General features: G+C 65.2%; 15 protein-coding genes. 12 read left to right on the forward strand and 3 right to left on the reverse strand.

The genetic code is table 11. The features are described from left to right. The first annotated feature begins 9 nt into the window (after positions 1-9). A complete protein-coding gene (locus AC0WRY_RS15165; protein ID WP_491123310.1) occupies positions 10-1821 on the forward strand; it encodes a hypothetical protein in 1812 nt (603 codons plus the stop codon). Further along, on the forward strand, positions 1818-3260 hold the full coding sequence (locus AC0WRY_RS15170; protein WP_491123311.1) for a Dyp-type peroxidase: 1443 nt from the start codon (positions 1818-1820) through the stop codon (positions 3258-3260). The genes AC0WRY_RS15165 and AC0WRY_RS15170 overlap by 4 nt, the downstream gene beginning before the upstream one ends. A 21-nt stretch (positions 3261-3281) precedes the next feature. Here the strand turns inward: AC0WRY_RS15170 and AC0WRY_RS15175 are convergent, their stop codons facing one another. The 3 genes from AC0WRY_RS15175 to hemB all read right to left on the reverse strand — a co-directional run bounded on the left by AC0WRY_RS15175 (position 3282) and on the right by hemB (position 5947). Continuing rightward, complete coding sequence (locus tag AC0WRY_RS15175; protein ID WP_063194860.1) at positions 3282-4058, reverse strand: arginyltransferase; 777 nt, start codon at positions 4056-4058, stop codon at positions 3282-3284. A gap of 135 nt (positions 4059-4193) precedes the next feature. Continuing rightward, positions 4194-4733: an RDD family protein gene (locus AC0WRY_RS15180; protein ID WP_491123312.1), complete on the reverse strand. Its 540-nt coding sequence runs from the start codon at positions 4731-4733 to the stop codon at positions 4194-4196. Positions 4734-4885: 152 nt separating this feature from the next. Then, positions 4886-5947 (reverse strand): porphobilinogen synthase, encoded by a 1062-nt coding sequence (gene hemB, locus AC0WRY_RS15185; RefSeq protein WP_211416730.1) that lies wholly within the window; start codon positions 5945-5947, stop codon positions 4886-4888. A gap of 124 nt (positions 5948-6071) precedes the next feature. Between hemB and AC0WRY_RS15190 the strand changes: the two genes are divergently transcribed. From AC0WRY_RS15190 to nusB, 10 genes are all read left to right on the forward strand, one after another. Beyond that, positions 6072-6557, forward strand: coding sequence for a DUF6163 family protein (locus AC0WRY_RS15190; protein ID WP_194407742.1), 486 nt, complete (start codon positions 6072-6074; stop codon positions 6555-6557). Positions 6558-7024: 467 nt separating this feature from the next. Next, the gene (ldtR, locus tag AC0WRY_RS15195; protein ID WP_018320040.1) at positions 7025-7543 is read left to right on the forward strand and encodes a transcriptional regulator LdtR; all 519 of its coding nucleotides are present in this window, start codon (positions 7025-7027) and stop codon (positions 7541-7543) included. 202 nt (positions 7544-7745) lie between these two features. After that, positions 7746-7982, forward strand: a complete 237-nt coding sequence (locus AC0WRY_RS15200; protein WP_211416731.1) for a hypothetical protein — start codon at positions 7746-7748, stop codon at positions 7980-7982. Between the two features lie 37 nt (positions 7983-8019). After that, positions 8020-8241 carry a hypothetical protein gene (locus AC0WRY_RS15205; protein ID WP_194407744.1) on the forward strand — a complete coding sequence of 74 codons (222 nt, stop codon included), beginning with the start codon at positions 8020-8022 and terminating at the stop codon, positions 8239-8241. A 269-nt stretch (positions 8242-8510) separates the two neighbouring features. Continuing rightward, positions 8511-9809, forward strand: coding sequence for a serine hydroxymethyltransferase (glyA, locus tag AC0WRY_RS15210; RefSeq protein ID WP_491123313.1), 1299 nt, complete (start codon positions 8511-8513; stop codon positions 9807-9809). A gap of 15 nt (positions 9810-9824) precedes the next feature. Continuing rightward, on the forward strand, positions 9825-10307 hold the full coding sequence (gene nrdR / locus AC0WRY_RS15215; RefSeq protein ID WP_011087793.1) for a transcriptional regulator NrdR: 483 nt from the start codon (positions 9825-9827) through the stop codon (positions 10305-10307). Next, the gene (gene ribD / locus AC0WRY_RS15220; RefSeq protein WP_194407746.1) at positions 10304-11452 is read left to right on the forward strand and encodes a bifunctional diaminohydroxyphosphoribosylaminopyrimidine deaminase/5-amino-6-(5-phosphoribosylamino)uracil reductase RibD; all 1149 of its coding nucleotides are present in this window, start codon (positions 10304-10306) and stop codon (positions 11450-11452) included. Before nrdR ends, ribD begins: the two co-directional genes overlap by 4 nt. Continuing rightward, entirely contained in the window at positions 11452-12060 is a 609-nt protein-coding gene (locus tag AC0WRY_RS15225) for a riboflavin synthase (protein ID WP_194407747.1), read from the forward strand. The genes ribD and AC0WRY_RS15225 overlap by 1 nt, the downstream gene beginning before the upstream one ends. A 111-nt stretch (positions 12061-12171) precedes the next feature. Beyond that, positions 12172-12663 carry a 6,7-dimethyl-8-ribityllumazine synthase gene (ribH, locus tag AC0WRY_RS15230; RefSeq protein WP_194407748.1) on the forward strand — a complete coding sequence of 164 codons (492 nt, stop codon included), beginning with the start codon at positions 12172-12174 and terminating at the stop codon, positions 12661-12663. Positions 12664-12667: 4 nt separating this feature from the next. After that, positions 12668-13162, forward strand: coding sequence for a transcription antitermination factor NusB (nusB, locus tag AC0WRY_RS15235; RefSeq protein WP_194407749.1), 495 nt, complete (start codon positions 12668-12670; stop codon positions 13160-13162). Positions 13163-13183 lie beyond the last annotated feature (21 nt).

Consider the following 13183-nt stretch of genomic DNA (forward strand, 5'->3'; position numbering starts at 1 on the left):
AACACGGCCATGCTCGAGATCGTCCGGCAGCAGATGATCTGCATCGTTGCGCCAGGCTGGGCCGGCGGCGCTGAAATTCCAAGGCAACTTCACGGTGCATTGGATGCCCTGCTGGACGACGTCGCGGTGGTGCATTTCGTTTCGATCGGGCTGCTGCCGGCCTTGGCCGGGGCCCCAAACCAGCAGCCGGTGCTCTTGCTCGAGCTTGCCGTGGAGGAGGGCTTGCGTCCTTACGACCTGCTGTACCGCCTCGTCTATCATCCAGACGGCGCGATGTGGACGCTGTTCGGCGGCATGGTCGCTCCCAACGTCGCCGTGCCCACGGCCAAGGACAAAGAGCAATTGCTGAACCAGCTGATGAGCTGGCACAGCATCGCCGACGGCGGCTTCGTCGGCGCCCGCGATCGCTCGGTCCGGCAGATCAAGATGGAGAGCGACCTGCTCGATCAGACGCGCATCGAAGCGCGGAATCTGAAGCAAAAATACGGCAGCGATCGCACCGCATTCGCCCTGGCGCTGGCCCGGTGGGCCTACGCCAACCCACGTTTCGAGTGGGCGGCCAAGCCTGCGCCGCGATCCTATTGGCGCGGGACGGGGGCGAGCATCGGTGCCAAGCTCGCTTATCCCTTGGCGGCGATCGTGCTGTGGTTCGCCGTGCTCTGGCTGCTGCGGGCACTTCCGCGCGCCTTTAACTGGTTCTTCGGCGAGCCCGGTCCCGGACTGCGGGCGGTCGAAGATACCGTCATCAAGACGAGCGCATGCCTGCACGCGATGAGCTGGCACGGGCTAGTGGCGCTCGGGGTGATCGCATTCCTCGTCTGGCTGTTCCTGGTGCCGCTGCCCGCGCAATTCGTGTCCTGGCGGCGCTGGCTGAACAGCGTTCAGCAGGAGCTCGATCGGCCGACCCAGACGCTCTCGTCGCTCGCAACCTATGTGGGCGGCTGGCTGATCGGCGTGCCGCTGCTGCTGGCCGTCGCCGCCTGCGCCATCGCCTACACGTTTGCGCCGCTGGCCTATGAGGTAGCTCCGGCCTATATGCATGACGTCATCGAACCGAAGCTGCCGAAGCTGACCGGATTGCAGATCACCGGCATCGCGATCGTCGTTATCGCCGCGGTGCTTTGCATCGGCGCGCTGTTCTACTGGCTCAATCGCTATTTCACCGAGCTGAGCAGAAAGTTCTTTCATCCGCTCGAAGAGGACGTTCCGCGGGCCCAGCAGATCCATCCGTCGGTCGAGCGATGCGAGGCCGATCTGGTCGGTGGCACCCAGCACATGTTCAGCCTGACGGAGCTGCGCGGTCCGCAATGGTGGAGCGCGTGGTGTATCCGGCTGGCGCTGCGCATCGTGACGTTTGCCGGACGGGTGTTCTTCACGCAAGGCTGGCTCGGCAATGCGCCGGGCATCCATTTCGGCCATTGGCACGTCATCGACAACGGCCGCCGCTTTCTGTTCTGCTCGAACTATGACGGCAATTTCGGCGGCTATCTCGACGATTTCATCAACGGCGCGGCCGTCGGCACCACGCTGGCCTGGCGTTGGACCGAGCTGAATCCACGCGCCCCGGCGCTGGAGGGGCAGCCCGGCATCGCCAAGGCGCGCAGCTTTCCGCCGACGCGCTTCGTGGTGTTTCGCGGCGTGAAGTGCGAGCTGAGATTCAAGTCCTATGCGCGCGACAGCATGCTGCCGCATCTCTACCATTTCGACGCCTGCAACCGGACGGTCGACCAGATCAACCTCGCCACGGGGCTGCGCGACGCCTTGTTCGGCGAGCGCAACGAGAAGAACGACGACCTGATCATGAGGGCCATCGAGACATGAAGCACGCTCCGCGCCTCTCCGAGCAAAGCCACGACATCCAGGGCATGCTGAAGAGCGGCTTCGGCTGGCTCAAATCCAGCCGCTTCTGGCTGCTGACGATCCGCGACGGCCGCGAGGATCAGGCGCGGGCCTGGCTCGCGCGTCTCGTCGACAGCAAGCTGGTCGTCAGCGCCAAATGCGTCGCCAAGGGCAAGACTAAGGGCAAGACCAAGGGCAAGACGGAGCCGGAAGCGTCGATCGGGGAGGCGGTGTCGGTCGCCTTCAGCTTCGCGGGGCTGAAGAAGCTCGGCTGTACCGAGGCCGAGACGCATCCGTTTCCGACGCCTTTCAGCTCCGGCATGGGCAGCGCGTTGCGCCAGGATCTGTTGAGAGACGCTCCGCGCGATGACTGGCGCTGGTCGGATGTCGAGGGCGCCAGCGGCCGCCAGACCGTTCACATTCTCGTTGCGCAATGGTGGGTGCTCGACGCAACCGCGCGCATGGAGGAGCCGGACCCGGCAGTGTTCATCGTCGAGACCGTCGAGAACAATCCTTGCTCGTTTGCGGATGGCCAGTTGCGTGAGCCGTTCGGCTTCCGCGACGGCCTCGCCCAACCCGTGATCCGCGATCTCCGGGACGAGGAGGGAGCGACCCCGCAGCAGGCCCGAAAGGACGCCGGCAAGCTTTATGAGGATCGTGTCGTCGAGCCCGGCGAATTCATTCTGGGCTATCGCAACGAGTACGACGAGCTCACCTACTGCCCCAACGTGAATGAATGGCCGCAAACGGAAGACCGCTTCACGCTGAACGGGAGTTATCTGGCGGTCCGGCAGATCGAGCAGTATGTCGATGCGTTCAGGCAGTTCGAAGCTGCCAATGGCTTACCGACCTGCGAAAAACTGATGGGACGTCGGAAGGACGGCATGCCGCTCGGCTGGCAGGGGCCTCCAGGGTCGAATTCGGCGGCCGACGCCTTCCGCTATCGCGTCGAGGACGCCAATGGCTTCGTCTGTCCGAAGGGCGCGCATATCCGCCGGTCCAACCCGCGCGATTCCCTCGGGATCGACGTGCCATCGAGCATCAAATCATCGAAGCTGCACCGGCTGCTCCGCCGCGGGCGGCCCTATCGCGAGAAGACCGAGACCGGACATCGCGAAGGCATCTTTTTCATCGCGTGCAATGCCGATCTCGAGCGTCAGTTCGAATTCATCCACCAGCGCTGGCTGCAAAATCCGCGTTTCGGCACGCTCGAGAAGCAGGACGATCCGATCGTGGGGTCGCAGGCCGGCGGCAAGAGCTTCACCATTCCGGGATCGCCGAGCGGCGGCGAGGTCACGCTGGCTTCGTTCACCGGCGCGCGCGGAGGCGGCTACTTCTTCCTGCCCGGGATCGCAGCACTGAAATTCATCGCCGGCGCGAAGATCGGCGCAACGCACCGCCTTGAAGCGGCCGCCTCCTGACAGGCACGATCCCGGAAGGTGTCAGTCCTGCGGCTCGGATGCCGCATCGCCCTGGGCGTCGATGCGCAGCCAGCCCGAGGGGGCGAGGCGCTGCTGCGGCAGGAAGCGGGCCTTGTAGTCCATCTTCTTGGAGCCCTCGATCCAATAGCCGAGATAGACGTAAGGCAGTCCCTGCCTGCGGGCGCGAGCGATGTGGTCGAGGATCATGAAGGTGCCCATCGAGCGTGAGACCTGGCCCGGCTCGAAGAACGAATAGACCATCGACAGGCCGTCGCTGAGGACGTCCGTGAGCGCGACCGCGATCAGCTCCTCGCCGCGGCCGGTGATGCCGCTGTCGGGGCCGCGCTTGCGATACTCGATGATGCGGGTCTCGACGTGGCTGTCCTCGACCATCATGGCGTAGTCGAGCACCGTCATGTCGGCCATACCGCCGTGGCGGTGGCGGGCGTCGAGATAGGCACGGAATACGGAATATTGCTCGGAGGTCGGCACCGCGCTGCGCTGCTCGCCGATGATATCGGCATTGCGCGCCATCACCTTGCGGAAGTTGCGGGAGGGGCGGAACTCGTTGGCGACGACCCGGACTGAAACGCAGGCGCGGCACTGGTCGCAGGCCGGCCGGTAGGCGATCGACTGGCTGCGGCGGAAGCCGCCATGGGTCAGGAGGTCATTGAGGTCGCCGGCGCGCTCACCCACGAGGTGCGTAAACACCTTGCGCTCATGCCGGCCCGGCAGATAGGGGCACGGGGAGGGCGCCGTCAGGTAAAATTGGGGGGTGTCGCGCGAGTGCTGGGTCAAGGGACGTCGTGGGCCTCCGAAGTGAATGTCAGCATCGCGCTACGGAAGCCCCCGGTCAATTGGTCTGCTCGGCAAGGCAGATCAGCAAGGCAGATCGGCAGTCAGCTTAGCGGATCCCGGTTAGTAGGCGGTTGATCACCAGGTCCGCGAAGCCTGCGGCACCGGCGCGCGGACGGAATTGTTGACCACGACCGTTCCCAGCACGAAATCGTGCAGCAGGCGCCGGCGGGTGTTGAACGGGCCGACCAGCACCACGAAGGGCGTCAGGAACGAGACGGTCACCCAGAACAGCACGGCATGGGTGGCCCCGAGCACGAAATAGCCGGGCGCGCCGTACCAGGTGCGCAGCTCCAGATCCATCAGCCGCATGCCGATCGTCGCCGACGAAGGACCGCCGATGCAGGCGCCATAATAGACGATGGCCCAGATCACCGAGGCCGGCCAGGCCAGCCAGAACAGCGCCCAGCCGAGGCCGAGCGTGACCACGCCGAACAACGCGATGAAGAGGTAGCCGAGGATCACCGGCACCGAGATCACGACCATGTCGATCAGGAAGGCGAAGGCCCGGCGCGTCGCGACGCCGCGGAACTGTTCCGGGTGCAAATAGGGGTCGTAGGCGTGCGGTTGCACCCCGCCGTCATTGCGCCAGGCATTGCCCGAGTCCGAATACGACATGTCCGTTCTCCCAAGGGGAAGCTCAAGGGGGAAGCTCCCGTGGCAGGACATGGGAACAGGCCGTCCGCGTGCCAAGGGTGCGCTGGGATTAACAAGCCGAAATATTCCGGCGATTCGGGGGCGGGGGACGACAGTGAGGATGACGCGCCAGCTTACCCCTGCGTCCGCAGCTTCTCCGCCGCCTTCGGCGCAAAATAGCTCAGCACCCCGTCGGCGCCGGCGCGCTTGAACGCCAAAAGGCTCTCCATCATCGCGCGCTCGCCGTCGAGCCAGCCGTTGTTCGCGGCGGCCGCGATCATCGCGTATTCGCCCGAGACCTGGTAGGCGAAGGTCGGCATCGCGAAGGTGTCCTTCACGCGGCGGACCACGTCGAGATAGGGCATGCCGGGCTTCACCATCACCATGTCGGCGCCCTCGGCGATGTCGAGCTCGACCTCGCGCAGGGCCTCGTCGGAATTGGCGCTGTCCATCTGGTAGGTGCGCTTGTCGCCGGTCAGCGTCTTGGCCGAGCCGATGGCATCGCGGAACGGGCCGTAGAAGGCGGAGGCGTATTTGGCCGCATAGGCCATGATCTGCACGTCGGACTGGCCTGCGCGATCCAGCCCCTCGCGGATGGCGGCGACGCGGCCGTCCATCATGTCCGAGGGCGCGATGATGTCGCAACCGGCTTCGGCCTGCACCAGGGCCTGGCGCACCAGCACGGCGACCGTCTCGTCGTTCAAGATCCTGCCGTCGGAGATCAGGCCGTCATGGCCGTGGCTGGTGAAGGGATCGAGCGCGACGTCGCAGAGCAGGCCGATCTCCGGAAACTCCTTCTTGATCGCGCGCACGGCCTGGCAGACCAGATTGTTCGGGTTGGTCGCCTCGGAGCCTTCCTCGTCGCGCAAGGACGGCTCGGTGTAGGGAAACAGCGCGATGCAGGGGATGGTGAGCTTCATGGCGCGCTCGGCCTCGCGCACCGCCTGGTCGACGCTGAGGCGCTCGACGCCGGGCATCGAGGCGACCTGCTCGCGCTTGTTGTTGCCGTCGATCAGGAACAGCGGCCAGATCAAATCGTCGGTGGTGAGCACGTTCTCCCGCACCATGCGCCGGGCCCATTCGGCCTTGCGGTTGCGGCGCGGCCGGACGGTCAGATCGAGGGCATGGGGCACCGCGGTGCCCTCGCTGCGCGAAACCTCGCGCAATTCGATCGGACGTCCGTATTTGATCGCCATCACTCTTCCTCCGGCTGGAATTATTCTTATACCAGCTCGCACGGTTCCCGTCACCGCGGCTTGACCTGCCGCAAGGGATGGGTAGCCGATTGATTTTGCAGGGCGAAGCAGCCAGAAGGGGCTCATGTCCGAGATTTCCACCCGCGATGGCGCCCGCGACGGCGCCAGGGACACTGCCAGAGACAATGCGATGTCCGTCGCTGCGATCTCGTCGGAGCGGGCCGAGTCCGACGACAATGTCTGGACGCGCCGCCTGGTGCTGTTCCTGCGGGTGATGGCGCTGCTCTCGATCCTGAAAGGTCTCTATCACTGGGCGCAGGTCACGGGCTTTGTCGGCGGCGAGGACGAGGCGTTCGAGAACCAGGCGATGGCCTGGCAGGCCGCGACGGTCTACTTCGCCGTGATCGAGCTCGTCGCCGCGGTCGGCCTGTGGCTGGCAACGCCGTGGGGCGCGGTGGTGTGGCTGACGACCGTGGTGTCGATGGCGGTGATCGAGCTGATGTTCCCGGGCATCTACGGCGGCAGCCTGATCGTCGTCGGCGTCGAGGCCTTCATGCTCGCCGCCTATCTCGCGCTGGCCTGGATGGCCGCGCGCGAACGGCCGCCATAGGCGACGACGTCGCCGCAAAAATTGCGGGCGTCCGGGGCCATCTCTCCGCGTTCTCGCTTTGAAACATCCGGGTCCCGGCTCTGCGCGCCGCTTTGCAGCGCTTGTCCGGGACACGAGAGTGTTGTGTTTGGTTGACCGCTGGTTGCCTAAAATTTGCGGTAAGTTTTCGTTGACCAGGGCGGTTCCGCCACAGCTCTTACGCGCCCGTTTCGAAACGAACCGGGGCTGTTCTGGAATGCGACAACAGGGGCGGACGGAGGGTGAACAGGACCTTGCGAAGGTCAACAGAGGGTTGCGAAAAGTGCTTGTGGCACAGGCTTAATCCGCAATTCACTGTCTTAAATTCATGATCTCTTTATTCTCTTATTTAAGCCGATCTTCAAACGAGCCCCTTAAGTTGCACCTATCAGACGGGACACAAGTTTCGTCGAATAAGTGTCGATAAAAACGACAACAGGGGAAGTGTCATGATGAAAGCCGTCGCAACTGCGGCAGATACCGCAGAGCGCGTCTCCGGCCAGCAGGGTTCGGTGCAGTCGCTCTATCTGGAAGCTTTGACTCTGGTGGAGCGGCTGCATCGCCGGCTCCTCGACGTGATCAAGGACGAATTCGATCGCCGCGGCCGTGCGGACATCAACTCGGTGCAGGCGCTCCTGCTCTACAACATCGGCGACAAGGAGCTGACCGCGGGCGAGCTGCGCACGCGCGGCTACTATCTCGGCTCCAACGTCTCCTACAATCTGAAGAAGCTCGTCGAGCTCGGCTTCCTCGATCATCAGCGCTCGCGCGTTGATCGCCGCTCGGTGCGCATTCGCCTGACCCCGCAGGGCCAGGAAGTCCGCCGCATCGTCGATGCGCTCTACCAGAAGCACGTCAAGACGGTGGAGCAGGTCGGCGGCATCTCGGGTGAGGAATTCTCGACCCTCAACAAGTCGCTGCACCGCCTCGAGCGGTTCTGGACCGACCAGATCCTCTATCGCCTCTGAGTTTTCTGGAGGGACCAAGGCCAAGCCGGCCCGCAACAAGACCGGCAAGCCTGCCCTTGACGTGCCTGACTTCCCCAAGCGCACTGGTCCGGAGTTGCCCCGGACCGGTGCGTTTACATTTTTGCACTGCGAAAAAAATTCGCGGATGCGAGGAACCAGTTCCGGGTCCGGCGCTTATCTCCTTCGGATCGGAGACAGGACGATGCTGGTCGAGCGGGGGCTTCAGGCGATGAACGTGGAACTCGTGAGCGAGGCCTACGCGATCGCGGCGAACTACCTTCGCCGCTCCGGCGCCATCCCCGATACGCTCGTCACCGACGAACGCCTGCTCGAGGTCATCATCAAGCTGATCCAGCGCGGCGAATTCAACAAGATCAGGCTCGCCAACAAGGCGATCAATTGGTTCGAGACGCAGTCCGAGGCTCGCGCGGTTGCCTGATCAAGACTCCGAAAATCCAAGAGAACCAGAGGGTGCCATGGAAGCCGCGATCGACCGCATCATGCAGACCTATGACCTGCTCGCCAACCGCACCGCTGCGGCCAGCGAGGAGGCACGGGCCAAGGTCACGAGCTATCTCACGACGTTGATGGAAGCCGGCGAGAAGGACCCGCACAGGTTGACGGTGTGCGGCCTGACCTATCTGCGCCAGCTCGACGGCAGTGTGGACCCGGTGAAGGCGGGGTATACGGGGCTGTAAGGCGACGCCTGCCGGAGTCCGCGCCTCCAGGCATGAGCAGCTAGGGCCGAAGCGGCCCCATTCCGGATGAGGCGGACGGGCGGTTCTCTCTAACCGGCCCGATCCCCGGAAACTCCGTTCTCCACCATATCTGGCATAAATCCGGTCCTCGACCCGCAAACCCTTGGCCTGTTGCGGGCGATGTGGTAGATCGCGCGCGCCGCTTCCGATCGCCACACCAGACCGCCCGTAGCCCGCCACAAGGCTGCGGCGGTGGAGATATTCTCAAGATGACGTCAGCCAAGACCGCCTCCGCGCCCGATTCGTTTTTCACCGCCTCGCTCGAACAGGCCGACCCGGAAATCGCCGCCGCCATCAAGGGCGAACTCGGCCGGCAGCGCCATGAGGTCGAGCTGATCGCCTCCGAGAACATCGTCAGCCGGGCCGTGCTGGAAGCGCAGGGTTCGGTGATGACCAACAAATATGCGGAAGGTTATCCGGGCGCGCGCTATTACGGCGGTTGTGAGTGGGTAGACGTCGCCGAGAACCTCGCGATCGATCGTGCCAAGAAGCTGTTCGGCGCGAACTTCGCCAACGTGCAGCCGAACTCCGGCAGCCAGATGAACCAGGCGGTGTTTCTGGCCCTGCTGCAGCCCGGCGACACCTTCATGGGTCTCGATCTCGCGGCCGGCGGCCATCTCACCCACGGTTCGCCCGTGAACATGAGCGGCAAGTGGTTCAAGGCCGCGCACTACACCGTGCGCCGCGAGGACCAGATCATCGACATGGATGCGGTCGCCAAGCAGGCCGAGCAGGTCAAGCCGAAGCTGATCGTCGCCGGCGGCTCGGCTTATTCGCGTGCCTGGGATTTCAAGCGCTTCCGCGGGATCGCCGACAGCGTCGGCGCCTATCTCCTGGTCGACATGGCGCACTTCGCCGGCCTCGTTGCCGGTGGCGTCCATGCCTCGCCCGTGCCGTACGCGCACATCACTACCACCACGACGCACAAATCGCTGCGTGGCCCGCGCGGCGGCCTGATGCTGTGGAATGACGAGACGCTGACCAAGAAGTTCAACTCGGCGATCTTCCCGGGCCTGCAGGGCGGCCCCCTGATGCACGTGATCGCGGCGAAGGCGGTCGCTTTCGGCGAGGCGCTGCGTCCGGATTTCAAGGTCTATGCCAAGAACGTCGTCGAGAACGCCAAGGCGCTGGCGGAAGCGATGAAGGGCCACGGCTTCGACATCGTCTCCGGCGGCACCGACAACCATCTGATGCTGGTCGACCTCAGGCCGAAGGGCCTGAAGGGCAACGCCTCGGAGAAGGCGCTGGTTCGCGCCGCCATCACCTGCAACAAGAACGGCATTCCGTTCGACCCCGAGTCGCCGTTCGTCACCTCCGGCATTCGTCTGGGCACGCCGGCCGCGACCACGCGCGGCTTTGGCGTCGCCGAATTCCAGCAGGTCGGCGGCATGATCGCCGAGGTCCTCAACGCGATCGCGCAGTCCGCCGACGGCAAGGCGCCGCTGGTGGAAGCTGCGATCAAGGAACGGGTCAAGGCGCTCACCGATCGGTTCCCGATCTATCAGTAAGGTTGGGTCAAGCGGATGCGCTGTCCAAACTGCAACAGTCTCGATACGCAGGTGAAGGACTCGCGTCCGACCGAGGACTCGTCCGTGATCCGCAGGCGGCGCGTATGCGTCGCCTGCAATTTCCGCTTCACCACCTTCGAGCGCGTGCAGCTGCGCGAGCTCACGGTGATCAAGCGCAACGGCCGCCGCGTGCCGTTCGATCGCGACAAGCTGATGCGCTCGGTGCAGATCTCGTTGCGCAAGCGTCAGGTCGAGCCGGAGCGCGTGGAGAAGATGGTCTCCACCATCGTGCGCGAGCTCGAGACCGGGGGCGAGGCCGAGATCTCGTCCGAGGTGATCGGCGAGACCGTGATGGAGCATCTGCGCACGCTCGACGACGTGGCCTATGTGCGCTTCGCGTCGGTCTACCGCAATTTCCGCGAGGCCAAGGATTTCGCCGATGTGCTCGGCGAGCTCTCCGGTGAGGAGGAAGCGCGGCTCGCCGCGATCCGCAAATGATCTTCCGTATCCTGGAAGACCAGTACGCGCAGAAGGCCCGCGAGGCCAAGGACGCCGATCTTCGCTTCATGCGGCTGGCGCTGGCGCTGGGCAGGCGCGGGCAGGGGCGCACCTGGCCCAATCCGGCCGTCGGCGCCGTCATCGTCAAGGACGGGGTCATCGTCGGTCGCGGCTGGACGCAACCGGGCGGGCGGCCGCATGGCGAGCCCGAGGCGTTGCGGCGGGCAGGTGAAGCGGCACGCGGCGCCACGCTCTACGTCACGCTGGAGCCGTGCTCGCATTTCGGCAAGTCGCCGCCTTGCGCCGATGCGGTGATCGCGGCCGGCATCAAGCGCGTGGTGGCGGCGATCGAGGATCCCAATCCGGAAGTTGCGGGGCAGGGCCATGCGCGCCTGCGCGCCGCCGGCATTACTGTGGACGTGGGCCTGTGCGCGGCGGAAGCCGCCTTCGACCATGCCGGGCATTTCCGCCGCATCCGCGACAAGCGCCCCCATGTGATCCTGAAGCTTGCGGTGTCGCCCGATGGCAAGATCGGCGCGGCCGGCGGCAAGCCGGTCGCGATCACCGGGGAGGCGGCGCGCAACCGCGTGCATCTGCTCCGTGCGCAGAGCGATGCCATCCTGGTCGGCATCGGAACGGTGCTGGCAGACGATCCGCTTCTCACCTGCCGCCTGCCGGGCATGGCAGCGCGCTCGCCGGTGCGCGTGGTGCTCGATCAGAGCCTGCGGCTTCCCGGCGCGAGCAGACTGATAGGCTCCGCGCGCGAGACGCCGCTCTGGGTGGTGGGGTCTGAGCTCGCGGAAGCCGCCGCGGCGACGCGGCTGGGTGCGACCGGCGCGCAAGTGATCCGTGTCCCGGCGGCAAATGCCTCCGGGCTCGATCTGCCGGCGGTGCTGCGGGCGCTGGCCGGGAAGGGCATCACCCGCCTGATGGTCGAGGGCGGCAGCCGGGTGGCGTCCTCGTTCGTCGCGGCCGGTCTGGTCGACGAGATCTGGCTGTTCCGCGGCGCGGAAGCGGTGGGCAGTGACGGCGTCGATGCGCTCGATGCATTGCCCCTGTCGAAAATCACGCAGTCGCAGGCCTACAAGGTTCATGCTAGCGAAACATTCGACAAGGATACTCTCACCGTCTACGAGCGCGCGTAATGTTTACCGGCATTGTCACCGATATCGGCGAGATCGTCAGCTTCACGCCCGTGGCACAGGGCCAGCTGCACCGGCTGCGTATCGCCTGCAGCTACGATCAGACCACAATCGCCGACGGCGCCTCGATCGCCAGCAACGGCGTCTGCCTGACGGTGGTTGCTTCCGGCGTCGCAGGCGACAAAACCTGGTATGACGTCGATGCGGCGGCGGAAACGCTGGCGCTGACGACGGCGAAGCACTGGAAGCAGGGCACGAAGCTCAACCTCGAGCGCGCGCTCAAGATCGGCGACGAACTTGGCGGCCACATCGTCGCCGGCCACGCCGATGGCATTGCGACCATCGTCAGCCGCGAGGACCTGCCTGACATGGCCCGGTTCGAGCTCTCGACCACGCGGGAGCTGGCGCGGTTCATCGCCACCAAGGGCTCGATCACGCTCGACGGCGTGTCACTGACGGTCAATACGGTGAAGGACGTGACCTTTTCGGTGCTGATCATCCCGCACACGCTGACGGTGACCACGATCGGTGGCTGGAAGGCGGGCAGTGAGGTCAATATCGAGGTCGATCTGATGGCCCGCTATGCGGCGCGGCTGACGGAAATGAAGTGACGGCGCATAAAGTTCGTCATGCGCGGGCTTGACCCGCGCATCCATCCTCTTATGAGGGGCTTGCCCGATGGATTGCCGGGTCAAGCCCGGCAATGACAGAATAGGTAGACCATGGCAGACGCGCGGCGCGCACCCCTGAAGGACCAGACCGACATTTCCGGCGCGCGCGCGCTGATTGTCGAGGCGCGGTTCTATGACGATCTCCAGGACGCACTTCTGGACGGCGCAATTGCCGAGCTGAAGGCGGCCGGCCTGAGCCATGACGTCATCACGGTTCCGGGCGCGCTGGAGATTCCGGCCGCCGTGGCTATCGCGATCGATGCGGCTGCGGCGAACGGCAAGCCTTATGACGCGGTGATCGCGCTCGGCTGCGTGATCCGTGGCGACACCATTCATTTCGAGATCGTCTCGCAGGAATCCTCGCGCGCGCTGATGGACCTCGCGGTTGCGCGCAAGCTTCCGCTCGGCAACGGCATCCTCACCGTCAACAACGAGGACCAGGCCTGGGCGCGGGCGCGCGCCAGCGAGCTCAACAAGGGCGGTGATGCCGCGCGCGCGGCGCTCGCGATGCTGCGCATCAAACGCCGTCTGGCGCGGGCCTAGAGCCATGGCCGACAACACCAAAAAGCCGGCGGGGCCTAACGAGAAGAAAGCGAACCGGCGCGGTGCGGCGCGGCTCGCGGCCGTGCAGGCGCTGTACCAGATGGACATCGCCGGCGCCGGCATCAACGACATCTTCGCCGAGTTCGAGAGCCATTGGCTCGGCAACGAGGTCGAGGGCGACACTTACTTGCCGGCGGAAGCCGCCTTCTTCCGCGACGTCGTGTCCGGCGTCGTACGCGACCAGAAGAAGCTCGATCCCCTGATCGACGAGGCGCTGTCGAAGGGCTGGCCGTTGAAGCGGATCGAGGCGATCCTGCGCGCGGTGCTGCGGGCGGGGGCCTACGAACTGGAGCATCGCAAGGACGTGCCGGGCCGCGTCGTCATTTCCGAATATGTCGACGTCGCCAACGCCTTCGTCGACCGCGAGGAGACCGGCATGGTCAATGCGGTGCTCGACCAGATCGGCCGCCAGTTTCGCGGCGACGAGTTCGGGCGATAGTCGTGCTGGGGGGCGTTGCAT

This window comes from Bradyrhizobium sp. T-12, from assembly GCF_058314695.1.